General features: G+C 67.1%; 20 protein-coding genes. 15 read left to right on the plus strand and 5 right to left on the minus strand.

Features of this window, described 5'->3' with window-relative positions; all coding sequences use genetic code 11:
- Positions 1 to 7 precede the first annotated feature (7 nt).
- Positions 8 to 766 carry a hypothetical protein gene (locus NW895_RS01460; protein ID WP_289933162.1) on the minus strand — a complete coding sequence of 253 codons (759 nt, stop codon included), beginning with the start codon at positions 764 to 766 and terminating at the stop codon, positions 8 to 10.
- A 178-nt stretch (positions 767 to 944) separates the two neighbouring features.
- Between NW895_RS01460 and NW895_RS01465 the strand changes: the two genes are divergently transcribed.
- The 5 genes from NW895_RS01465 to tuf all read left to right on the plus strand — a co-directional run bounded on the left by NW895_RS01465 (position 945) and on the right by tuf (position 6,221).
- Positions 945 to 1,475 (plus strand): DUF1707 and DUF4190 domain-containing protein, encoded by a 531-nt coding sequence (locus NW895_RS01465; RefSeq protein WP_289933164.1) that lies wholly within the window; start codon positions 945 to 947, stop codon positions 1,473 to 1,475.
- Positions 1,476 to 1,860: 385 nt separating this feature from the next.
- Complete coding sequence (gene rpsL / locus NW895_RS01470; RefSeq protein ID WP_003948652.1) at positions 1,861 to 2,232, plus strand: 30S ribosomal protein S12; 372 nt, start codon at positions 1,861 to 1,863, stop codon at positions 2,230 to 2,232.
- A 2-nt stretch (positions 2,233 to 2,234) separates the two neighbouring features.
- Positions 2,235 to 2,705, plus strand: coding sequence for a 30S ribosomal protein S7 (gene rpsG / locus NW895_RS01475; protein WP_003998848.1), 471 nt, complete (start codon positions 2,235 to 2,237; stop codon positions 2,703 to 2,705).
- Between the two features lie 39 nt (positions 2,706 to 2,744).
- Positions 2,745 to 4,871 (plus strand): elongation factor G, encoded by a 2,127-nt coding sequence (gene fusA / locus NW895_RS01480; RefSeq protein ID WP_289933166.1) that lies wholly within the window; start codon positions 2,745 to 2,747, stop codon positions 4,869 to 4,871.
- A gap of 156 nt (positions 4,872 to 5,027) precedes the next feature.
- Positions 5,028 to 6,221, plus strand: a complete 1,194-nt coding sequence (gene tuf, locus NW895_RS01485; RefSeq protein WP_289933169.1) for an elongation factor Tu — start codon at positions 5,028 to 5,030, stop codon at positions 6,219 to 6,221.
- A gap of 82 nt (positions 6,222 to 6,303) precedes the next feature.
- On the opposite strand, the gene NW895_RS01490 is transcribed toward tuf, so the two are convergent.
- Together NW895_RS01490 and NW895_RS01495 are read right to left on the minus strand one after the other, a co-directional pair.
- On the minus strand, positions 6,304 to 6,690 hold the full coding sequence (locus NW895_RS01490) for a phage holin family protein (RefSeq protein WP_289933171.1): 387 nt from the start codon (positions 6,688 to 6,690) through the stop codon (positions 6,304 to 6,306).
- 66 nt (positions 6,691 to 6,756) lie between these two features.
- Positions 6,757 to 7,767, minus strand: coding sequence for a hypothetical protein (locus tag NW895_RS01495; RefSeq protein WP_289933173.1), 1,011 nt, complete (start codon positions 7,765 to 7,767; stop codon positions 6,757 to 6,759).
- 274 nt (positions 7,768 to 8,041) lie between these two features.
- On the opposite strand from NW895_RS01495, the gene NW895_RS01500 reads away from it, so the two are divergent.
- Positions 8,042 to 9,148, plus strand: coding sequence for an acyltransferase (locus tag NW895_RS01500; protein WP_289933910.1), 1,107 nt, complete (start codon positions 8,042 to 8,044; stop codon positions 9,146 to 9,148).
- A 213-nt stretch (positions 9,149 to 9,361) separates the two neighbouring features.
- Positions 9,362 to 10,549 (plus strand): acyltransferase, encoded by a 1,188-nt coding sequence (locus NW895_RS01505; protein WP_289933174.1) that lies wholly within the window; start codon positions 9,362 to 9,364, stop codon positions 10,547 to 10,549.
- A gap of 280 nt (positions 10,550 to 10,829) precedes the next feature.
- Here NW895_RS01505 and NW895_RS01510 read toward each other — a convergent pair whose 3' ends face one another.
- A complete protein-coding gene (locus tag NW895_RS01510; RefSeq protein ID WP_289933176.1) occupies positions 10,830 to 11,501 on the minus strand; it encodes a helix-turn-helix domain-containing protein in 672 nt (223 codons plus the stop codon).
- Between the two features lie 190 nt (positions 11,502 to 11,691).
- Positions 11,692 to 12,147 carry an ATP-binding protein gene (locus NW895_RS01515; protein WP_289933177.1) on the minus strand — a complete coding sequence of 152 codons (456 nt, stop codon included), beginning with the start codon at positions 12,145 to 12,147 and terminating at the stop codon, positions 11,692 to 11,694.
- 133 nt (positions 12,148 to 12,280) lie between these two features.
- Here NW895_RS01515 and NW895_RS01520 point away from each other — a divergent pair, with 133 nt between their 5' ends.
- The 8 genes from NW895_RS01520 to NW895_RS01555 all read left to right on the plus strand — a co-directional run bounded on the left by NW895_RS01520 (position 12,281) and on the right by NW895_RS01555 (position 22,170).
- Positions 12,281 to 13,135 carry a helix-turn-helix transcriptional regulator gene (locus tag NW895_RS01520; protein ID WP_354670068.1) on the plus strand — a complete coding sequence of 285 codons (855 nt, stop codon included), beginning with the start codon at positions 12,281 to 12,283 and terminating at the stop codon, positions 13,133 to 13,135.
- Positions 13,132 to 13,338 (plus strand): DUF397 domain-containing protein, encoded by a 207-nt coding sequence (locus tag NW895_RS01525; protein WP_289933179.1) that lies wholly within the window; start codon positions 13,132 to 13,134, stop codon positions 13,336 to 13,338. Before NW895_RS01520 ends, NW895_RS01525 begins: the two co-directional genes overlap by 4 nt.
- Positions 13,335 to 14,021, plus strand: a complete 687-nt coding sequence (locus tag NW895_RS01530; RefSeq protein ID WP_289933180.1) for a hypothetical protein — start codon at positions 13,335 to 13,337, stop codon at positions 14,019 to 14,021. Before NW895_RS01525 ends, NW895_RS01530 begins: the two co-directional genes overlap by 4 nt.
- Before the next feature lie 35 nt (positions 14,022 to 14,056).
- Positions 14,057 to 15,055 (plus strand): SUKH-3 domain-containing protein, encoded by a 999-nt coding sequence (locus NW895_RS01535; RefSeq protein WP_289933913.1) that lies wholly within the window; start codon positions 14,057 to 14,059, stop codon positions 15,053 to 15,055.
- 104 nt (positions 15,056 to 15,159) lie between these two features.
- Positions 15,160 to 16,500: an ATP-binding protein gene (locus NW895_RS01540; RefSeq protein ID WP_289933182.1), complete on the plus strand. Its 1,341-nt coding sequence runs from the start codon at positions 15,160 to 15,162 to the stop codon at positions 16,498 to 16,500.
- A gap of 4 nt (positions 16,501 to 16,504) precedes the next feature.
- Positions 16,505 to 17,011, plus strand: a complete 507-nt coding sequence (locus tag NW895_RS01545; protein WP_289933183.1) for a hypothetical protein — start codon at positions 16,505 to 16,507, stop codon at positions 17,009 to 17,011.
- A gap of 113 nt (positions 17,012 to 17,124) precedes the next feature.
- On the plus strand, positions 17,125 to 21,711 hold the full coding sequence (locus NW895_RS01550; RefSeq protein ID WP_289933916.1) for an RHS repeat-associated core domain-containing protein: 4,587 nt from the start codon (positions 17,125 to 17,127) through the stop codon (positions 21,709 to 21,711).
- Positions 21,712 to 21,738: 27 nt separating this feature from the next.
- Complete coding sequence (locus NW895_RS01555) at positions 21,739 to 22,170, plus strand: SMI1/KNR4 family protein (RefSeq protein ID WP_289933917.1); 432 nt, start codon at positions 21,739 to 21,741, stop codon at positions 22,168 to 22,170.
- Positions 22,171 to 22,597 lie beyond the last annotated feature (427 nt).

The following is a 22,597-nucleotide window of genomic DNA, read 5'->3' on the forward strand; positions in this document are numbered from 1 at the left end:
AAATCTCCTAGAGGATAGGCAGCCCAACTACCGCGCGCGCAGCAATGCTCATGGCCAAGGCCGCGATGACGCTAGCCAGCGTACCGATGAGGAAGTACTTGGACGCATGGTTGACGTGATCGACTGGAGCACGTGCCAAAGCTTTGGCTGCCAGCACCAGTGCTGCGGCATCCGGCTGGCCCGCAGCCAGGAAGGCGAACAGAAGGCCACGCTCGACCAGGCCGATGGCTCTGCCGCCGCTGCGGATCAGTGCCAGAGCAGAGTCCCTGTTCTGCCCGTCAGGGAGGGCGTAGACCTCCTCGACCACCGGATCGGTGGCTGTCTTGACCAATGCGCCTCCGCCGAAGACGGCGATAAGCATGGCGGATAACATCACGGCCAGCGTGTCATTGTGCAGTAAGTCGTTTCCGGCCGAGGGGAGCGTACTCCTGGCGGTCCACAGACCGACGACAATTGCAAGCGTTATCGTTGCGTAGCCCGCCCGTTTTCCGGTGCTCGTGCCCGCTGCAAAGAGCGAAGTGGTTACGGAAAAACCCATGGCTGGGGTGGAGGAGTTGCGAAACAGCAGCGTGCAGCCGATTGTCAGAAGTGCTGCTGACGCCAATGCCCACCATGATCTGGCATCGCTCATGTACGGGGCGATGGTGTAGCACCCGTACGTCACCGTGCAACAAATGGTCATGCCGGGACGTGTTGTGAACCACTTGCGCTCCCAGGAGACGACCAGTGGCGCGGCCAGGCCGAAAAGAACACGTGCTGCTTCCAAAGCTCCCCCAGCTCGCTTTGCTGTGCACCGGCTACATCCGTCGAGATGCTATCGCCGGGCAGCAGAGCGAACTGAGGGAATGCGCCACAGCCGTGTTCCGTCGTCGATCGCCGGACGTGGGCATCTTCACCTTGGTTGGCGCATCATGGAGGGAACCCGGCGCTCCGGGAGGTGCTCCGTGTCGCAGCCCCCGTATCCGCAGTGGCAGCCCTGGCAGCCCTGGCAACCCCACAGCACCCCGTCGATGCTCGCCTCGCACGCCGACCGGGAGCGGGCCGTGGACGTGCTCAGGGCGGGGTACGGCGAGGGGCGGATGGAGCAGCCGGAGTTCGAGCGGAGGGTTGCGCGGGCGTACGCGGCCCGTACGGTGGGGGAGCTGGCGCTGCTCGTCGCCGATCTGCCGCAGGGGCCCGTCCCGCAGCCGGTGGGTGTCTCGCCGGTGCCGCGGGCGTTCCTGCCGGTGCCGCGGGTGCGCACGAACGGGAAGGCGGTCGGGGCCGCGGTGTGCGGGCTGTTGTGCGTGCCCACGTTCGGGCTCACCGGCATCCCGGCGGTCGTCCTGGGGCACGCGGCGCGGGCGGAGATCCGGCGCTCGGGCGAGGGCGGGGACGGGCTCGCGCTGACCGGGCTGGTTCTGGGGTGGTTGTCCAACGCAGGGTGGGCACTCGTTCTGGTGCTGCTGGCCGTGGTGTTCTTCGCGGCCGGCTGAAGCCCGGACAGGGCAAGAGAAGCAGGCAAGAGAAGCAGGGCAAGAGAAGCAGGGACATAAGAAAATAGCTCAAAACGGACATCAGTCGCCGATTTGAAGATCATTCGCGGCTTGTGGTCTTGACATGTCCCGCATGGCGATGTGGGCGGCGCCCATTTGTTTTGACCGCAGCGAATGCGATAGGTACGCTCAGACCTTGTGCCTGGGGTGTGCCCTGGCCCTCGTGCGTGCCTTCAACCGCATAAAGGGCTGAGACCGGCCACCGTAATCTGCGCCCTTTTCGCCGTCGCCGGTGAGAGTCTGCGGGATTCGACACACCCGACCGCGTGGGTCGGTGACGTTCCAGGTTAGCTGTACCCATCGGCACACAGAAACCGGAGAAGTAGTGCCTACGATCCAGCAGCTGGTCCGCAAGGGCCGGCAGGACAAGGTCGAGAAGAACAAGACGCCCGCACTTGAGGGTTCCCCTCAGCGTCGTGGCGTCTGCACGCGTGTGTTCACGACCACCCCGAAGAAGCCGAACTCGGCCCTGCGTAAGGTCGCGCGTGTGCGTCTGACCAGCGGGATCGAGGTCACCGCTTACATTCCGGGTGAGGGACACAACCTGCAGGAGCACTCCATCGTGCTCGTGCGCGGCGGCCGTGTGAAGGACCTGCCGGGTGTTCGCTACAAGATCATCCGCGGCTCGCTCGACACCCAGGGTGTCAAGAACCGCAAGCAGGCTCGCAGCCGTTACGGCGCCAAGAAGGAGAAGTAAGCATGCCTCGTAAGGGCCCCGCCCCGAAGCGTCCGGTCATCATCGACCCGGTTTACGGCTCCCCCCTGGTGACCTCCCTGATCAACAAGGTGCTGCTGAACGGCAAGCGCTCCACCGCCGAGCGCATCGTCTACGGCGCCATGGAGGGCCTGCGCGAGAAGACCGGCAACGACCCGGTCATCACGCTCAAGCGCGCTCTGGAGAACATCAAGCCGACCCTCGAGGTCAAGTCCCGCCGCGTCGGTGGCGCCACCTACCAGGTGCCGGTCGAGGTCAAGCCCGGCCGTGCCAACACCCTGGCGCTGCGCTGGCTCGTGGGCTACTCCCGCGCCCGTCGCGAGAAGACCATGACCGAGCGTCTGCTCAACGAGCTTCTCGACGCCTCCAACGGCCTCGGTGCCGCTGTGAAGAAGCGCGAGGACACGCACAAGATGGCCGAGTCCAACAAGGCCTTCGCGCACTACCGCTGGTAGTCGCTACCCCATCGAGAACCGAGAGAAGACTGAAGCCTTATGGCTACCACTTCGCTTGACCTGGCCAGGGTGCGCAACATCGGCATCATGGCCCACATCGACGCGGGCAAGACGACCACCACCGAGCGGATCCTGTTCTACACCGGCGTTTCGTACAAGATCGGTGAGGTCCACGACGGCGCTGCCACCATGGACTGGATGGAGCAGGAGCAGGAGCGTGGCATCACGATCACCTCTGCTGCCACCACCTGCCACTGGCCGCTGGAGAACGTCGACCACACCATCAACATCATCGACACGCCGGGCCACGTGGACTTCACCGTCGAGGTGGAGCGCTCCCTGCGCGTGCTCGACGGTGCCGTGACGGTGTTCGACGGCGTCGCCGGCGTTGAGCCCCAGTCCGAGACGGTGTGGCGTCAGGCGGACCGCTACGGCGTTCCGCGTATCTGCTTCGTCAACAAGCTGGACCGCACCGGTGCCGAGTTCCACCGCTGCGTCGACATGATCACCGACCGCCTGGGTGCGCAGCCGCTCGTCATGCAGCTGCCCATCGGTGCCGAGGCGGACTTCAAGGGCGTCGTCGACCTGGTGAAGATGAAGGCCCTGGTCTGGTCCGCCGAGGCGACCAAGGGCGAGATGTACGACACCGTCGACATCCCGGCCACGCACACCGAGGCCGCCGAGGAGTGGCGCGGCAAGCTGCTGGAGGCCGTCGCCGAGAACGACGAGGAGATGATGGAGCTGTACCTCGAGGGCGAGGAGCCCACCGAGGAGCAGCTGTACGCGGCGATCCGCCGCATCACCATCGCCTCCGGCAAGGGCTCCGGCACCACGGTGACCCCCGTCTTCTGCGGCACCGCCTTCAAGAACAAGGGCGTCCAGCCCCTGCTCGACGCGGTCGTGCGCTACCTGCCGTCCCCGGTCGACATCGAGGCCATCGAGGGCCACGACGTCAAGGACCCGGAGACGGTCATCAAGCGCAAGCCGTCCGACGAGGAGCCGCTGTCGGCGCTGGCGTTCAAGATCATGAGCGACCCGCACCTCGGCAAGCTCACCTTCGTCCGCGTGTACTCCGGCCGTCTGGTCTCCGGCACCGCCGTGCAGAACTCGGTCAAGGGCCGCAAGGAGCGCATCGGCAAGATCTACCGCATGCACGCCAACAAGCGTGAGGAGATCGAGTCGGTGGGCGCCGGCGACATCGTCGCCGTGATGGGTCTGAAGCAGACCACGACCGGTGAGACGCTGTGCGACGAGAAGAACCCGGTGATCCTGGAGTCCATGGACTTCCCGGCGCCGGTCATCCAGGTCGCCATCGAGCCCAAGTCGAAGGGCGACCAGGAGAAGCTGGGCGTCGCGATCCAGCGCCTGGCCGAGGAGGACCCGTCCTTCCAGGTCCACTCGGACGAGGAGACCGGCCAGACCATCATCGGCGGCATGGGCGAGCTGCACCTCGAGGTGCTGGTCGACCGTATGCGCCGTGAGTTCAAGGTCGAGGCCAACGTCGGCAAGCCGCAGGTCGCGTACCGCGAGACCATCCGCAAGTCGGTCGAGAAGGTCGAGTACACCCACAAGAAGCAGACCGGTGGTACGGGCCAGTTCGGCCGTGTCATCATCTCGGTCGAGCCGATCGAGGGTGGCGACGCCTCCTACGAGTTCGTCAACCAGGTCACCGGTGGTCGTATCCCGAAGGAGTACATCCCCTCGGTCGACGCCGGCTGCCAGGAGGCCATGCAGTTCGGCATCCTCGCCGGTTACGAGATGACCGGTGTCCGCGTGACGCTGCTCGACGGTGCCTACCACGAGGTCGACTCCTCCGAGCTCGCGTTCAAGATCGCCGGTTCGCAGGCCTTCAAGGAGGCCGCGCGCAAGGCCAGCCCCGTGCTCCTTGAGCCGATGATGGCCGTCGAGGTCACCACGCCCGAGGACTACATGGGTGAGGTCATCGGCGACATCAACTCCCGCCGTGGCCAGATCCAGGCCATGGAGGAGCGGGCCGGTGCCCGCGTCGTGAAGGGTCTCGTGCCCCTCTCGGAGATGTTCGGTTACGTCGGCGACCTGCGCAGCAAGACGTCCGGCCGCGCCAGCTACTCCATGCAGTTCGACTCCTACGCCGAGGTTCCGCGGAACGTCGCCGAGGAGATCATCGCGAAGGCCAAGGGCGAGTAACGGACCCCGTCCAGACGCCGTAGGCTTGACTCCGGAGCCTCGTGGGGCATTCCCCCGCATTCTCGGGTGAATGCCCCGGGCCCCGGGTTTTGACAGCAAAGATCACCTGGCGCCGATGAAGTAAGGCGTACAGAACCACTCCACAGGAGGACCCCAGTGGCGAAGGCGAAGTTCGAGCGGACTAAGCCGCACGTCAACATCGGCACCATCGGTCACATCGACCACGGTAAGACCACCCTCACGGCGGCTATTACCAAGGTGCTGCACGAGGCGTACCCGGACCTGAACGAGGCCACCCCGTTCGACAACATCGACAAGGCTCCTGAGGAGCGTCAGCGCGGTATCACCATCTCCATCGCGCACGTCGAGTACCAGACCGAGGCGCGTCACTACGCCCACGTCGACTGCCCGGGTCACGCGGACTACATCAAGAACATGATCACGGGTGCGGCGCAGATGGACGGCGCCATCCTCGTGGTCGCCGCCACCGACGGCCCGATGCCGCAGACCAAGGAGCACGTGCTCCTGGCCCGCCAGGTCGGCGTGCCGTACATCGTCGTCGCCCTGAACAAGGCCGACATGGTGGACGACGAGGAGATCCTGGAGCTCGTCGAGCTCGAGGTCCGTGAGCTCCTCACCGAGTACGAGTTCCCGGGCGACGACGTTCCGGTCGTCAAGGTCTCCGCTCTGAAGGCGCTCGAGGGCGACAAGGAGTGGACGCAGTCCGTCCTGGAGCTCATGAACGCCGTCGACACCGCGATTCCGGAGCCGGAGCGCGACGTCGACAAGCCGTTCCTGATGCCGATCGAGGACGTCTTCACCATCACCGGTCGCGGTACGGTCGTCACCGGCCGTATCGAGCGCGGTGTCCTCAAGGTGAACGAGGAAGTCGAGATCATCGGCATCAAGGAGCAGAAGACCAAGACCACGGTTACGGGCATCGAGATGTTCCGTAAGCTGCTGGACGAGGGTCAGGCCGGTGAGAACGTCGGTCTGCTGCTCCGCGGCATCAAGCGCGAGGATGTCGAGCGCGGCCAGGTCATCATCAAGCCGGGCACCGTCACCCCGCACACCGAGTTCGAGGCTCAGGCCTACATCCTGTCGAAGGACGAGGGTGGCCGCCACACCCCGTTCTTCAACAACTACCGCCCGCAGTTCTACTTCCGTACGACGGACGTGACCGGCGTCGTGACCCTCCCCGAGGGCACCGAGATGGTCATGCCGGGTGACAACACCGAGATGAAGGTGGAGCTCATCCAGCCCGTCGCCATGGAGGAGGGCCTGAAGTTCGCCATCCGTGAGGGTGGCCGGACCGTGGGCGCCGGCCAGGTCACCAAGATCAACAAGTGACCTGATCCTGGCTGAGCCCTGAGGGGCTGGCTTTGAAGGGGCCCGTACGACTTCGGTCGTGCGGGCCCTTTCGCTTGTGCGCTCACGGGGATTGGGGTGCGGGCTCCTGCGGGCCGAGTGCCAGGAGGACGAGGACCGTCGCGCGGACGATGACGCCACCGAGCAGCGCGGCGAGGAAGCCGTCGACGTGGAGGCCGTACTCCATGTCGGAGCCCAGCCAGGAGACGAGCAGCCAGATCAGCGTGTCCTGGATGACGCCGACCACGCCGAGGATCAGCAGCAGGACCGGAGGAGCGGTTCTGATGTTGCTCGGGTAGCTGTAGATCAGCTGGTTCACGATGAGGAAGACGGCGCCGGCGAGCACCACTTCCCACGGCGGTGAGTCGAGTATCGGGCTGATGCCGGGGAGGAGCACGGTGGCCAGCGTGACTCCGAGGAAGGTGCCGAGGACGCGTCTTCGCTTTTCCATGGGGCGGATCATGACTTGGCGCCTGTCTCGCGACAAGCCCCTCGGAGCGGCAAGATCCGGAACGGGTCACTGCATGTTCTGCAGGTGCGGATGGTCGTACGACACCGTGCAGACGTACAGCTGCATGCAGTAGCCACGCCCGATGTTGAGGCAGGTGGCGCAGGCCGGGCCATCGCTGTGGTGGCCGTCGTGGTCGGCGTCCTCCACCGGCCGCCAGCTTCCGCTGCCGCCGTCCCATTCGGCGCCGTCGATGGTGAGCAGGGGGCGGACGGCCGAGCCGCACTCGGGGCAGGCCATGGGAAAGGGGTCGGAGAAGCTCCAGGGGGCGTGGCCGCCGACCTTGTTGCCGGGGGCTACGGAGAGGTCGTACTGGTAGTGGACGGCGTCCTCGTCGTTCCCTTCGTTCCTCTCCTCCCAGGCCTCGATCCGCTCCGCCAGCTCCTCCGGCAGTTCGTGCGGAGCCGGGTACTCGGTGACCTGTTCGGGGTACAGGACGCAGGGCTCGGGGAGGTAGTCGTCGTTGCCGATGACGGACGGCTGCGGGGCGGGGTCGAGTGGGTCGGTGACGTCGGCGGCGGTGCGCCAGCGCAGCTTCGTCAGGGGCAGGTAGTCCTCGGGGTGATCGAAGGGGCACCACAGGACTTGCAGGACATCCGTGCCGTCCGGGCGGGGGAGTTCCGGGACGTCGGAGGCGTAGAGCTGGGCCACCGGCACCATCGGGACCTCCCCGTCCAGGGTGATGCGGGTCGCCTTGGTCGCCCGGTCGACGATCACGCGCTCATCAGGGGTCAGCAGGTCGGCGCCCTCGGGGCGGGGGCGTGCCCAGGCCTCCGTGAGGATACGGCGGCGGAGGCGGACGTCGGCGGGCACGAGGCCGAGCTGCCAGGGGCCGGTGTGCTCCGGGCAGGTCGGCCACGGCTCGTCGGCCGGCCACAACAGGGGGCCGCCGATGGAGCTGTCCGCCGGGGTCGGGGCGCCCGCCCGGGGGTGCAGGCGTACGGCGGTGCGGGCGAGGGGCGCCAGCTCGGGGAAGAGGGCGGTGACGTCGAGGGGACGGGGAGGCGTGGTGCGCGTCATGGGCGGGAGGGTACGCGGACGGCGCGGAGGTGCGGGGTGCCGGGCGGCCGCCCGCCACCACCGCCTGGGCCACCTTCGTCTTCGGCGCCGGGTGAAGGCTCTGCGGACGTTGTACGGCCGGTCGGCGAGCGTTGGGGCAACACTGTCCCGCACCCGCGCGAAACGTTCCTTCCGCCCAGCTGGAGCGGACCGAGCGCGCCTAGCCTGAGCCGTCGTGGCCAGGTCCTCTCTCTCGACGGGCGGCGTCGCGGTGGCCGAGCACCCGACGCCGCAGATCCGGACGGTGCGGCACCCCGCCGCCGTACGGCGTCCCCGGCGTCCCCGGCTGTACGTCGTCGACGGCATACGCCTCGCCGCCGCCCTGATGGTGGTCGTACACCACTACGCCGGAACCGACCGGCTCAACCAGCCGGGCAACGCGGTCTGGGGCCGGCCCGTGGGCGAGATCATGCCCACCGTGTTCCGGTTCGCGTCCTTCGGCTGGATCGGCGTCGAGATCTTCTTCGTGATCAGCGGCTTCGTGATCTGCATGTCCTGCTGGGGACGCACCCCGCGGCAGTTCTTCGTGTCCCGGGTGATCCGGCTCTATCCGGCGTACTGGTTCGCCATCGTCTTCACGTCGGCCGTGGTGGTGGCCCTGCCGGGCGTGTGGGAGCGGCTGCCGGTGCGGAACATCCTGATCAACCTCACGATGCTGCAGGCCGGTTCGGACGTGCCGAACGTCGACCTGGTCTACTGGACGCTCTGGTCGGAGCTGCGCTTCTACCTGCTCTTCCTGGTCGTCGTCGCGATGGGGCTGACGTACCGCAGGGTCGTCGTGTTCTGCTGCGTGTGGGGCGCGGTCGCGATGCTCGCGCCGGTGTCGGACTTCCCGCTGCTGGAGCTGATCGCCAACCCGGACGGAGCCTGGTACTTCATCGCGGGGCTGGCGCTGTACCTCATGCACCGCTTCGGGCAGGACGTGCTCCTGTGGGGCGTCCTCGCCATGGCGTGGCTGATGGGCCAGCGGGAACTGGCCGGCCGGGTCGACTACGAGAACGTCTCCAGCTACCGGGGAGCCGTACTGATCTTCACGGTGTTCCTGCTGGTCATGGTGGCGGTCGCGCTGGGCCTGACCGACGGCATCCGCTGGAAGTGGCTGGTCACGGCGGGGTGCCTGACGTACCCGCTCTACCTGACGCACTACGTCGCCGGTACGACGCTGATCAGCCGCCTGCGGGACACGATGGACGCCCGGCTGCTGGTCGCGGTCGTGATCGCCGGGTTCCTGGTGCTGAGCTGGCTGGTGCACCGCGTCGTGGAACGACCTGCGGCGCGGGCGCTGAAGCGAGGGTTGGGCACGGCCTTCGCGCGACTGCGCGACGTGGAACGCGCTGCCTGACAGGAGCCGGACCATCTGCGCTCGTGATGGGTTGCCGCACTCCGGGTGAAGAGTGGGAGAACGCTGTGCGACGCCTTGGGGGCGGTTGCGGCAACTCCGTCCGGGAAACGTGAGCAATGTTCTTGTCTGTTCTCCGGGGGGTGGGTGTGACGGCCGAACAGTGAGCCGCCGTGGCCGCCCGGATCGGGAATCTCTCGTGAGGACGGCGTGGTGATGATGCTGCGTAGCGCGGACAGCAGACCGGCGATACCCACGGGGGACGCAGGTCGATTACCGCCGCAGCGCCCCCCGTACGTCCGCACGCGCAAGCACGCCGCCGCTCGCCCGCGGGCCGGCCGGCGGCTCTACGCCATCGACGGCCTGCGCCTGATCGCCGCCCTGATGGTCGCCGCGCACCACTACGCCGGCACCGACCGCGTGAACCGGCCGGGCAACGCGGTCTGGGACCGGCCGGTCGGCGAGATCATGCCCACCGTCTTCCGGTTCGCCGCCTACGGCTGGATCGGCGTCGAGATCTTCTTCGTGATCAGCGGCTTCGTGATCTGCATGTCCTGCTGGGGACGCACCCCGCGGCAGTTCTTCGTGTCCCGGGTGATCCGGCTCTATCCGGCGTACTGGTTCGCCATCGCCTTCACCACGGCCGTCCTGGTGGCCCTGCCCGGGGTGTGGGAGCGGCAGCGGCTGCGCGAGGTCCTGCTCAACTTCACGATGCTCCAGTCCGGTTCCGGCGTGGCGAACGTCGACGGCGTGTACTGGACGCTCTGGTCGGAGCTGCGCTTCTACCTGCTCTTCCTGGTCGTCGTCGCCACGGGGCTCACGTACCGCAAGGTCGTTGTCTTCTGCTGCGCGTGGGGTGCCGCCGCGATGCTCGCGCCGGTGTCGAGGTTCCACCTGCTGGTGCTGGTCGCCAATCCGGACGGGGCCTGGTACTTCATCGCGGGGCTGGCCCTGTACCTCATGCACCGGTTCGGCCAGGACCTGCTGCTGTGGGGCATCCTCGCCATGGCCTGGCTGATGGGACAACTGGAACTGGGGCGCCGGATCGAGGAAGTGGAGCACGTCTCCGGCTGGCGGGGCAGTGTGCTGATCTTCAGCGCCTTCCTGCTTCTCATGGTCGCGATCGCACTGGGCGCGACCGACCGCATCCGCTGGAAGTGGCTCGTCACCGCGGGTGCGCTGACGTATCCGCTCTACCTGACGCACTACGTCGCCGGTACGACGCTGATCAGCCGCCTGCGGGACACGATGGACGCCCGGCTGCTCGTCGGGGTCGTGATCGCCGGGTTCCTGGTGCTGAGCTGGCTGGTGCACCGGTTCGTGGAGCGGCCGGTGGCGGGGGCGTTGAAGAGGGGGCTGGACACGGCGTTCGCGCGGTTACGCAACGCGGGAGAGGCGGCCTGAGGAAGAGCACGTCAAGCGGCCTTTGAGGCGGTGGAGCGGCATGCGCGGCAGCGGCCCGGCCCGGGCGCGCGGAAGGCGCGGTCGCAGCCGTCACAGTTCTGGAGGGGGTGAGGGCGTGAAGGTGCGGGTGCCGACGGAGGTGACGGAGGCGGCGGGGGTGGCAGGAGTTCGGTGAGGCGGTAGGCGAGCAGAGCCGCCGGGCGGCGGGGGGTGTCCGGGAGGTTCGAGGTCAGCGCGTGGCGTACGGCCTCGGGGCCCACGCCACGTTCGAGCCAGGCGGCTACGGCGGGGGCCAGGGCGCGGATGTCGCGTTCGGGGAGGAGGAGACGGGGGTCGTGGTGGTGGAGGGTGGTGAGGAGGGTGCTGGCCGTGCGGTGGCGGTCGAGGTCGGGGGTTTGGGGTTCGGGGAGTGGGGGTTCGGTGGCGGTGGGCGCGGGTGGCTGTGGGGGTGGGGAGCGGGGTCCGCTTGCTGTCGGGGCGGTGGCTCGGGGGCGCCGGGTTTGGCATCGGGATGCGTCGGCTGGTCGGCTGTGATCGGTTGGTTGTACGACACCGTGTGCGTGACGATGCGGCCGCTCGGGAGGCGTTCGCGGATACGGGCCAGGTAGCCGTGGGCCTCCAGTTCGCGCAGGGCGGCGGCGATACGGGTCTCTCCCTCGGGGAAGCGGGCGGCGAGGGTCTTGATGTCGACGCGGGTGCCGGAGGGGAGCGACTGGATGTGGCACGCGAGGCCGATCGCCGTGAGAGTGAGCCTGCGGTGCTGGGTCAGGTGGTTGCCGATGACCGTGAAGCGGGTCGTGTGCTTGGTGTTGATGTGGGTGATGCCGCGCGGATTCAGCGGCTGCGCGCATGCGGGCGCGCTAAGGTGCTGGGTATCCATCGGGAAGGCCTCGACTTCCTCGGTGGTCAGGCCCTCGATCGGGATGCCAGTCCCGGCCGGGGGCCGTCGCATGTCTGCGGTTGTGGTCGCGGCGAGCATATGCCAGCGAACCGGGCCGAAATCCAGCCCAGTTGAGCGGTGCCACTCTTCCGGGTGACGGGCCCGGTCGGGATGCTGGGGGAGGTGGGTGGGGTTGGGTTTGGTCGGTGCTCACCACCCGGTCATGGAAAAGCTTTGATCACGCGTGGGGCCGGGGCGTGGGTCACCGGGGCGGGACGGTCCGCGATCCGGTGGCGCCGGTCCTCACTTCCGCCCAGACGGTCTTGCGTGGGGTGGGGCCGTGCGCCACTCCCCAGCGGTCCGCGAGAGCTTCTACGAGGACGAGGCCGCGGCCCGACTCGCCGTCGGGTGTGGTGTGTTCGCGGTGCGGCAGTCGGTCGCCCCTGGTGTCGGTGACCTCGATGCGGAGCGTGCCGCCTACGACGTACAGCGTGAGCCGGAAGTCCCGTCCCGGTACGCGGCCGTGGGTGACGGCGTTCGCCGCCAGCTCGGCCACGATGTGCTCCGCAGGGTCCAGCGGGAGCCCCCAGGTGCGGAGTTGCTCGGTCGCCAGGAGTCGGGCGAGGCGGGCTCCGCGTGGTGTGGAGGACAGCGGCACGCTGAAGCTGCGGAGGGGACAGTGCAGTTGGGCTTCGGGTTGGGCGATTTCCTGATTCACGTCACTTAGCGTGGCGGCCCGCGCTTACCGTGAACAGTGACGACTCCGATACGTACGGTGACTGTCGGGTGCTTGTCCGGTCGTGTCCGGGCTTGTCGAGAAGGAGTGGTGCGATGACGGTCGCGGGGAAGCGGTGCGGCTCAAGAGCGAGGCGGATGAGCCGGGTTGGGAGGTGGATCCGGACGATGAGTGGGCGCTGGCGGTCATCGCCACCGTGGGGCGGCAGCTGAAGCTGCGGCGGGAGGCGGTGGGGATGCGGGCCGGCGAGTTCGGGGCGGCGGTCGGGTACGGCGAGGACATGGTGTACAAGATCGAGGGCGGGAAGCGGATCCCTCGGTTCGAGTACCTGGACAGGGCCGACGAGGTGTTGGGGGCCGGTGGGCTCATCGCGGCGATGAAGGAGGACGTGAGGAAGGTCCGGTATCCGAAGAGCGTGCGGGCGCTTGCGGAGCTGGAAGCGAAAGCCGTTGAGCTCGGGGTGTACGTCGGCCTCAGCATCCATGGCTTGTTGCAGACACCGGAGCATGCCCGTGCCTTGTTCGAGGCCTGGCAGCCGCCGTACACGGAAGGGGAAGTAGAGCGCTTGGTGGCAGCTCGAATGGCCCGGAAGTCAATCTTCGACCGGTCGCCTGCTCCGGCGCTCAGTTTCGTCCTGGAAGAGGCGACGCTGCGCCGACAGGTTGGAGGCACAATGGTGTGGCGTCAGCAGCTCGAACATCTGCTGGAGGTGGCGCAGCTGCGGAACGTGACGCTTCAGGTGATGCCCACGAGCTCTGGGGCCCACCCGGGACTGGATGGCAGGGTCGAGGTGCTGAAGTTCGCCGACGGCACGGCGGTGGGTCGTTCCGACGGTGCGTTCAACGGCCGGCCGACCTCTGACCCGAAACAGCTCCGCATTCTTGAACTGCGATACAGCACCATCCGGGCTCAGGCTCTCTCCCCACGGGAGTCTCTGGCCTTCATCAAGCAAATGCTGGGAGAAACATGATCCGCAAGTCCGCCGCCGGAGACGTCTCCGAACTGACGTGGTTCAAGAGCAGCTACAGCGACGGCCCGAACGGCGACTCCTGCGTCGAGGTCGCCATAGCCCCCCGCACGATCCACATCCGCGACTCCAAGCACACCCAGGGCCCCCGACTCACTCTCACCCCCACGGCCTGGTCCGCCTTCGTCTCAGGCGTCAGCAAGTGACCGATCCACACTTCCTCGATCTCGACGGCATCGAGGAGCTGTGTGCGGCCGCGACGCCGGGACCGTGGTTCGTGCGGAACCTCGACGACGACCACTCCATGAACCTGGTTGCGATCAGCACGGTGGAGGACACGGGCCGCGCGGAGAGGCGGCCTGAGTTCGACCACGGGGAGATCGTCGCGGCGACGCTCGTGCAGCAGCCCCGCTACGTGGACTGCGCCGACGGGCGCTGGGACGAGAACGCCGCCTTCATCGCCATGGCCAGGGAGGCGGTACCGCGGCTCGTGGCGGAGGTGAGGCGCCTGCGGTGGCTCCTCGACTACGGGGCGTGCGGTACGGCCGGGACGACGGGCACCGAGTTCGTGATCCCTCTGGACGAGGAGATGCTCGCGTACTTCCGCGCGATGGTCGACGTACTGGTGCGGCGGTGCGGAATCTCCCGCGCGGAGGCCGTCGCCAGGATCAACGCGACGTACGGAGCGGGACAGTCGGCGGATATGGAGGTGCAGCTCATGGGCCATGAGCTGCCCGAGTTCTGGGCCTACGGGGCGTACTACCGTCAGGATGACCAGGGTCGGCTTCCGAAGGGGAACCCAAGCACAGACGCGGACATCGACTTCAGTCGGCTGCCAATCCGGCCCGCGCCGCCGAAGGACTCGCCGTTCTGGACGGTCGAGGACTGAGGTTCCACCGGCTGATCTTTCCGTCCAAGGGCATGATGCGAGTGAGTGCTGATCAGGCGCGCGGTTGGTCCCCGCAAACCGACGAAGTGCTGCGACGCGCGGGCTGGCGGCCCGGCCGTTCGGTGCCGACGGACACCTGGGAGTCGATCCTCCGTGAGCGCGGGTCCTTCGTGGTCCACGAGGCCGCGCGCCGGTTCATGTCCGAGTTCGGGGGCCTGGTGACGTACGGCTGGCCCGCTGATTCGATCACCACCTCGTCGGCCATCCGCTTCGATCCCCTCGGGGCCGAGTGGCAGGACGAGCGGATGGCCAGGGCGAGCCGGGAAGCGGGGGCGGCCCTTTACCCCGTAGGCACGGCGGACGGGGGCGCCGGCCTCCTGGGGATCACCGAGGACGGAGCGCTCCACCTCGTACGGGACCGCGTGGAACTGCTGGCCACGACCACCAGCCAGGCGCTGGACCACCTGGTCGGGGCACAGGGAGCGCGCTCTGCTCTCTGGACGCCCGACGCTCCAGCGGCCGAGCACGTGTTCTGGCAGCGGCTGCACACCGTGGAGACCGGCCTGGACGCCGGGCTGCGCTGGTCCGCCGAGACGGACCGGGTGCTGCGGGCGGGTGGCTGGTTCCCGGGCCGGTCGGTTCCCACGGAGACCTGGGAGACGATCCTTCTGCAGACCGGCGAGTTCGAGATGCACGACGCGGCACAGCGCTTCCTGGCGGAGTTCGGCGCCGTGGGAGTGCCCTACCGTGCCCCGTGGGACGCGATGCCGTGGATGGAGTTCTCGCTGGACCCGCTGCCGGCGTTCTGGGACGCGGAGATCATCGACGACCTCGCCGAGCAGGTGGGTGCCGATCTGTACCCCATCGGTATGCGCGACTGTGGGAACCAGCACCTGGCGATGGCCGAGGACGGCGCGGTCTACGCCGGGATGGACAGTGTCTGGCTGCTGGCCCCCACACCCGACGAGGCACTGCAGAGACTTACCAGCGCGTGTGGAGTCGGCCACCGCCTCCACCGTGCTGCACCTGAATGACGGGGAGCGCGGCCCGGCCGGTCGGCGTTGGACGGCTCATGACGGCTGCTGCTTAGCTGGGGGGCAGAGCAGTGCCAGGTCGGAGCGAGTGAGAGAGGTGACAGGTGGAGACTCCCCGCCTGGAGGAGGTGCGCCTGACCTCCTTCAAGAGCTTCACCGAGCAGCGCCTGCCTCTGCAGGACCTCACCGTGTTGATCGGGCGCAACGGCAGTGGCAAGTCCAATGCGCTGGACGCTCTGACGGTGCTGTCGCGGCTGGTGCTGGGCGAGCCGGTGAGGGACGCCCTGGACGGGCCGCGGACCGGAGGCGAGGAGCCGATCCGAGGTGGCGCCGAAGGGTGCCCTCCGCTGGGGAGTGACTCGTTCTCCATCGGATGCCGGGTGCGGGTGGGCGACGCCGTTTACGACTTCGACCTGGATATCGACGTTCGTCCTGAGGTCCGCATCAGCGCCGAACGACTGGTCGCGGTCGAAGGAGTCCGCTACGGCGGCAGGCGCCTGGGCGCCGGACGGGAACTGCTCACGGTCACCCCGGTGGACGGCGAACCGGGCTCCAGGCTGCTTCGGTACTTCAACGGCAGACGTGAGCTGGAAGTAGCAGGGGTGATCTGGGCGGATCGACTGGCCCTTCATGGTGTGCAGGCCTGGGTGCCGGGGACGACGAACGCCGGGCACCTGGTCAAGGAGGCCGCTGAACGGGTCCTCTCCGCGATTCGGGAGATCTTCCTCCTGGATCCGGTCCCCCACCTCATGCGTCGCTACGTCAGTGAGCGCGATGTCGAGCTGCGCCGAAGCGCCGACAACCTCAGCGCGGTGCTGGCGGAATTGCGCGGCAAGGACCGGCGGGCCTTCAGCCGGATCAAGGAGCTGGTCGCCGGGATGCCGGAGTATCCCGTGACGGACCTGGATGTCGTCCGGACCTCGCTCGGTGATGTGCAACTTGTCCTGTACGAGGCCGGGTTCCATGGCGATGTGCACGAGATGCCGGCACGGCTGCTGAGTGACGGCATGCTCCGCTTTCTGGCCTTCGGAACGGCACTCGTCGATGTTCCCGCGCCATCCTGCGCGGCTGATCTTCTGAAGCCCGCCCGCCTCCTCGTAGTCGAGGAGATCGAGAACGGCCTCTATCCCACCCAGGCCGCTCGGGTGCTGACTCTGATGCGGGAAGAGGCACAGCAGCGGCGCGTCGAAGTGTTGTTCACGACTCATAGTCCGGCTCTCCTGAACTCCCTCTCGGCCCAGGACCATTCGGGTGTCATCGTGTGCAGCAGGGACCCCCGGTCGGGGGAGAGCGTCCTGACCCGCCTCACGGAACTGCCCGGGTACGTGGACCTCCTGGCAGCCGGTGACCTGGGCGACGCGGTCACCAAGAACCGCCTGCCGGACGCCGTGCGCCCTCGGGAGCCAGGCGTGACCAGCGTCGAGGATTTCCTGAGGAGTCTGTGAGTCCGTGAGCAGTCAGCATCGGCCCGGGCTGCAACTCCCCGTCGTCGATTTTCTGGACACGTCGGTCTTCGTGGAGATCCTCGACGTGCCCCATATGAACGGAAACCGTTCGGCGGTTCTGGCGGAGATGGACACCAGGCTGAAGGCGAAGGTCCGCTTCGTCTTGCCGACCGCCACCGTGGTCGAGACGGGCAACCACGTCTTCCAGATCAAGGACGGGGACGCCCGTCGCAAGCGTGCCGCGGCCTTCATGAGCCTGCTGCGCAAGACCGCTGACGGCGAAGCTCCCTGGGTCCTGCACGAGCGTACGTGGGACGGGACCTTCCTCACCTCGCTGTGCGACGGCGGCACCACAGGCATGGATCTGGCCGAGCACGCGGTGCGCCAGCAGTTGGGCACCGGTGACCTGAGCATCGTCGCCGAGCGGGATCTGTATGCCTCTCGGGTCCAGGCGGACGTCCGCATCTGGACGCTGGAGGCGACGATGAGGACGTGGGCCGAGCTGCGGTGAGGACGCACCCCGACTGGCTGATCTTTCCGTCGAACGGCTGTGCCTTGTAAGTTCACGTGTGCATACGGTCGTTGACGACGTTGGTGATGCGCAGGTGACGGGGGTTGACGGATATGGCGGGCCATCGGCCGCATGATTGGCATGTCCTGGACCTGGACAAGGACCCCACTCCGGGCGACCCGCATCGCGTCCGCCAACTCGCCAAGCAGCTGCACGACTTCGCCGACGACGTCTCCGACGCGCTGCGCCTCGTCAAGGGCATGGCGGACGAGGACACGCTGCTGGAGTGGGCGGGCAAGTCGGCGGCGGTGTTCAAGGAGGAGTTCTCCGGCGTTCCCAAGAACCTCAAGAAGCTGAAGAAGTCGTACGAGATGTGCGGGGACGCCCTCGCCGACTTCTGGCCGAAGCTGGAGCGGGCGCAGGCCCTGGCCGACAAGGCGCTCGCCAAGGCCCGCGAGGCCCGCGACGACCTTTCCTCAGCGCAGTCGCGTCTGTCCTCGGCCGACTCCTGGGTCACCCGGGCGACAAAGGAAGCCGACAAGTACAAGGACGACCCCACCGGCAGCAAGTCCGACGCCGACAAGCCGGACGAGGCGAAGGTCCGCGCCGCCACACGCGACGTCCAGCACGCCAAGGCCGCCCAGACCAAGGCCCAGTCGGACGTCACCAACGCCCAGGACGCCCTGGACGCGGCGAAGAAGATGGCCGAGGACGCCCGCAAGATGCGCGAGGAGGCCGCCCGCGAGGCCAAGTCGAAGATCGACGAGGCCTCCGACGCCGGGATCCAGAACCGCTCCTGGTGGGAGGACATCGGCGACTGGTTCACCGACAACTGGGACACCATCGTCGCCGCCTGCAAGATCGTCGTAGCCGTGGTCGGCATCGTCGCCATGATCATCGGTGGGCCGATCCTCGGCGCGATCGTGCTGGTCGCCGCCCTCGTCGTGCTCGCCGACACCCTCTACAAATATTCGAAAGGCCAGGCGTCCCTATGGGACGTGGGATTGGCGGCGCTGGACTGCATCCCCGGCATGAAGGGCCTCACGACCCTCGGCGGACTCGCCAAAGGCCTCAAAGCCCTTGGGAAGACCGGACTGAAGGGTATGGCGCTCGGGGCCAGGGGGTTGGGCAAGAGTGCCAAGGGCTTGCTCGGGGAGGGAGCCAAGGGGGCGTACAACCGCCTTAAGACCAAGATATTCGGCTGCGGTGACCCCGTTGATGTCGCCACCGGTGCGATGTATCTGCAGCAGACTGACGTGGAACTGCCGGGTGTGCTGCCTCTCGTGTTCACCCGCCGAGCCGCATCCAATTACCGCTGCGGGTGGTGGTTCGGTCCGAATTGGGCCTCCACAATCGATCAGCGCCTGGAGGTCTCCGACGACGTCGTCGTCTTCGTCACGGAGGACGGCATGCTGATCGCCTACGAGACACCCGCGACGGCCGGATCTTCCTGCTATCCGGAGCAGGGGCCTCGATGGCCGCTCACTCTGCTGGAGGGCGGCGGTTTCCGGGTTCATGACCCGGAAGCAGGGCACACGCGCACCTTCGCACCGCCGGTGCGCGGTGTGTCACTCCTGCAGTGCATCGCCGACCGGAATGGCAACACCATCACGTTTGACTATGGACCGGACGGCACGCCGTTGGCCATGCGGCACTCCGGGGGGTACCACCTCACGTTCACCGTGGCAGACGACGGAGTCAGCGCTCTGAACCTGCGCGGGGCCGGCGAGAACGGGACCGATGCCACGATCAAGCGCTTCACGTACACGGACGGCCGCCTCACCGGAGTCGCCGGATCGTTCGGTGCGCCACTGAGGCTCGCCTACGACGAGCGACTTCGCATCATCGCTTGGACGGACTCCAACGGCAGCTCGTACCGCTACACGTACGACGAGCTGGACCGCTGCACAGCTCAGGGTGGTGAGGCGGGTCATGTCACCTTCACCTTCGTCTACGACGGCTTCGACGGCGCCTGGCCAGGGCATCGGGTCACCACCGTGACGAGCGCCTCGGGGGCCGTAAGCCGCTACGCAGTCAACGCCGACTCCCAGGTGGTGGCCGAGGTGGACCCCCTCGGAGGCCTCATCAGCAGGTCGTACGACACAAATCACCACCTCCTCTCCCACACCGATCCCCTGGGGCGAATGACGCAGCTGGAGTACGACGATCATGGCCGTCCCGCGGCGATCGTGCGCCCTGATGGTGCTCGCACCGAGTACACGTACACCGAACTCGGTCTGCCCCTGGTCGTCACCCTGCCCGACGGCAGCACCGTCCGCAGCGTCTACGACGAGAGGGGCAATCGCACGGCGGTCACGGAGCCCGACGGCGCGACATACCGCTACACCTACACGGCCGAGGGGCACTTGTGCAGCCTTACTGACCCCCTCGGTCAGACGACCATGATCCGCAACGATCGAGCCGGGCTCCCGGTCGAGATCACGGATCCGCTCGGCGGATCGGTCCTGCACGAACGGGATTCCTTCGGCCGCACGGTTCGGCTGACAGACCAACTGGGCTGTGTCACCCATCTCGAATGGTCCACCGAAGGATGGCTCACGCGCCAAACCGACGCCGATGGCAGCGAATCGTGGGAGTACGACGGCGAAGGAAACTGTCTTCGTCACGAAGATCCTTCCGGAAATGTCACCACGTACGAATACAGCCACTTCGACCTGCTGACAGCGAGGACGGATCCGTCAGGGGCCCGCTTCACCTACCGCTACGACGAGGATCTGCGCCTCACGCAGGTCAGAGCACCCACAGGCGCAGTCTGGCAGTACACGTACGACGCCGCCGGACGCATGGTGTCCGAGACAGACTTCGACGGTCTCACCACCAGATATGCCTATGACCTCGGTGGGCAGCTCATCGCTCGTACCAACGCCCTGGGGCAGAGCGTCCACAGCGAACACGACGTCCTTGGCCGCGTGACCCGCAAACGAGTCGGCGGAAAGACCATGGATTTCCGTTACGACCTGTGCGGGCGCCTCGTCGAGGCAACCGGTCCCGACGCGACGATCACCATGACCCGGGACGAGGCGGGCCGACTCCTTACCGAGACGACGAATGGCCGTCGCCTCACTCATACCTACGACCTGACAGGCCGCCGCCGCACCCGCACGACTCCCAGCGGTGCGGTGAGCAGCTGGAGCTACGACACAGCGGGCTCCGCCGTCGAGCTGGTCAGCTCCGGACGCGTCATCCGGTTCGACCGCGACAGCGCGGGCCAGGAGCTGGCACGCCAGATCGGCGACCGGACCGTTCTGGCTCGCACCTACGACCCGCTCGGGCGCGTCCTCTCACAGTCCCTCATCCACGACGGGTACACGAAAAGCCAGCGACGCTATAGCTACCGCCCCGACGGATACCTCAGCAGCATCGAGGAGCCGGACGGAGCGCTGAGCCGCTATGACACGGATCCGATGGGACGAGTCACAGTGGTTCATGGACCTCAGGGCACGGAGCGTTACCTGTACGACCCCCAGGGCAACCAGGCACATGCATCCTGGCCGACCATGTTTCCCGGGCAGGAAGCGGTCGGCGAACGCAGATACCGGGGTTCGCGCCTGGAGCGGGCCGGCGCCGTGCGCTACGAACACGACGCGCAGGGACGCATCACGCTGCGGCAGAAGACGCGCCTGTCGCGCAAGCCGGACACCTGGCGCTACGAATGGGACGCCGAAGATCGGTTGACGGCGGTCACGACGCCCGATGGCACTCGCTGGACGTATCTCTACGACCCGCTGGGGCGCCGTATCGCCAAGCAGCGGCATGCCGCAGACTGCGGCAGCGTCGTCGAGCGCACGGAGTTCGTCTGGGACGGCACAACGCTGTGCGAACAGACGACAAGGTCCGCCCACCAGCCGCACTCCGTCACATTGACGTGGGACCACCAGGGGCGGCATCCCGTCGCACAGACCGAACGCATTCTCCACGCCGATGCCCCGCAGGAAGAGATCGACCAGCGTTTCTTTGGGATCGTGACCGACCTCGTCGGCACGCCGACCGAACTCGTCAACGAGGAAGGAGAGCTTGCCTGGTACGCGCGAGCGACCCTCTGGGGCAGCACCACCTGGAATCGCTCCGCGAGCGCGTACACCCCGCTGCGCTTCCCCGGCCAGTACTTCGACCCGGAAACCGGCCTGCACTACAACCTCTTCCGCCACTACGACCCCGAAACCGCTCGTTATCTCACCAGCGACCCTCTGGGCCTCGCGGCGGGCCCGAATCCCGTCGCCTATGTGCACAACCCCCTGACGTGGGCGGACCCGCTGGGCCTCACCCCTTGCGAAGACGCTGCCAAACAAGCTGCGGCCCGAGGCGAGACGGTGCTGGGGCCGAACGTTCCCACGCGGGCCGAAGCCTCTGTCGGGAGCACCACGAGCCACAGCTACAAGAAGACGTTCTTCGATGCGCACCCAGGGCTCAAGGGCAAGGTAGTCGTCCATCACGCAATCGAGCAGCAGGTATTGAAACGATATCCCGGCCTGTTTTCGGCGGACGAAATACATTCTCTGGAAAACTTGCGTGGAATACCCAAGGGTGACATCAACAGCAGAGTCCACCTGAGTCAAATTCGTGTCGAGTGGAACCGGTTTTACGAGGCGAATCCGAACCCGACCAGACAGGAAGTTCTGGATCACGTAACGCGGGTCGATGATATGCTCGGCAACTGGTTCAGTCCGCGTATTCGTTAGCGGTGCACAAAGAGATTGGTCCAAGTGATGTGGCGCGAGATCGTCGAAGTGTTCCCCTCGGCGGAACTTCGTAACCCCGTGACGTCCGACGTCCTCGACCGGATCGAGGCGGCCCTCGGGCAGTCCCTTCCGGGCGACCTCCGCTCGTTTCTGCTCGAAAGCGACGGGCTGGCTGATGAATACGGCACCGACGTCATATGGTCTGCGGAGCGAATCCTGAGCGACAATCTGGCGTTCCGTGGCGAGGAGCAGTACCGTTCTCTGTACATGCCGTTCGATTCCCTTGTCTTTTTCGGTGACAACGGCGGCGGAGACCAATTCGCCTTCGTCCGCCAGCCCGAACGAAACGAGGTGTTCGTCTGGGACCACGAGACGGACGGCAGGACCCTCGTTGCGCCGAGCCTGGAGAGCTACGTACGCAGCGCCCTGGAAAGCGACGGAGAGGACTGGTACCGGTAGGCCCTGCAGACATACGCGAGGCGCCCCTGTCGGTGATCGGCGACTTCGCAATCTCGCCGGGACCAAGTCGAGGCCGGGCTCACCTGGTCCGAGGACCGTGCCGCGACACCCCGGACGCCTGGAGCTGCTGACGGGGCTGCCCGCTCCACGCTTGGTTTGATCTACGTCACCCTCGGGGTATTCTCTCCGGCCCGATTGGCGTAGCCGCCGCCCCCTATGGCAGACTGTCCGAGTTGCTCGGTCGAGTGTTGATGCTGCGCGCCTCCCGCCGGGAGGACCGGAAGCGAGTCCCACAGTACTCGTCGTCTCCATGTGAGGCGGACGTACGGGAATCTTCCGGGAAGCGTCGGCGCGGCACCGGCCAGGCACCCGGTGGGCATTTCGTCCCCGGTCCACGGTTCTGGTAGGGCCGTGTCAATCCCACAGG

The organism is Streptomyces sp. S.PNR 29 (assembly GCF_030386795.1).
Classification (GTDB): domain Bacteria; phylum Actinomycetota; class Actinomycetes; order Streptomycetales; family Streptomycetaceae; genus Streptomyces.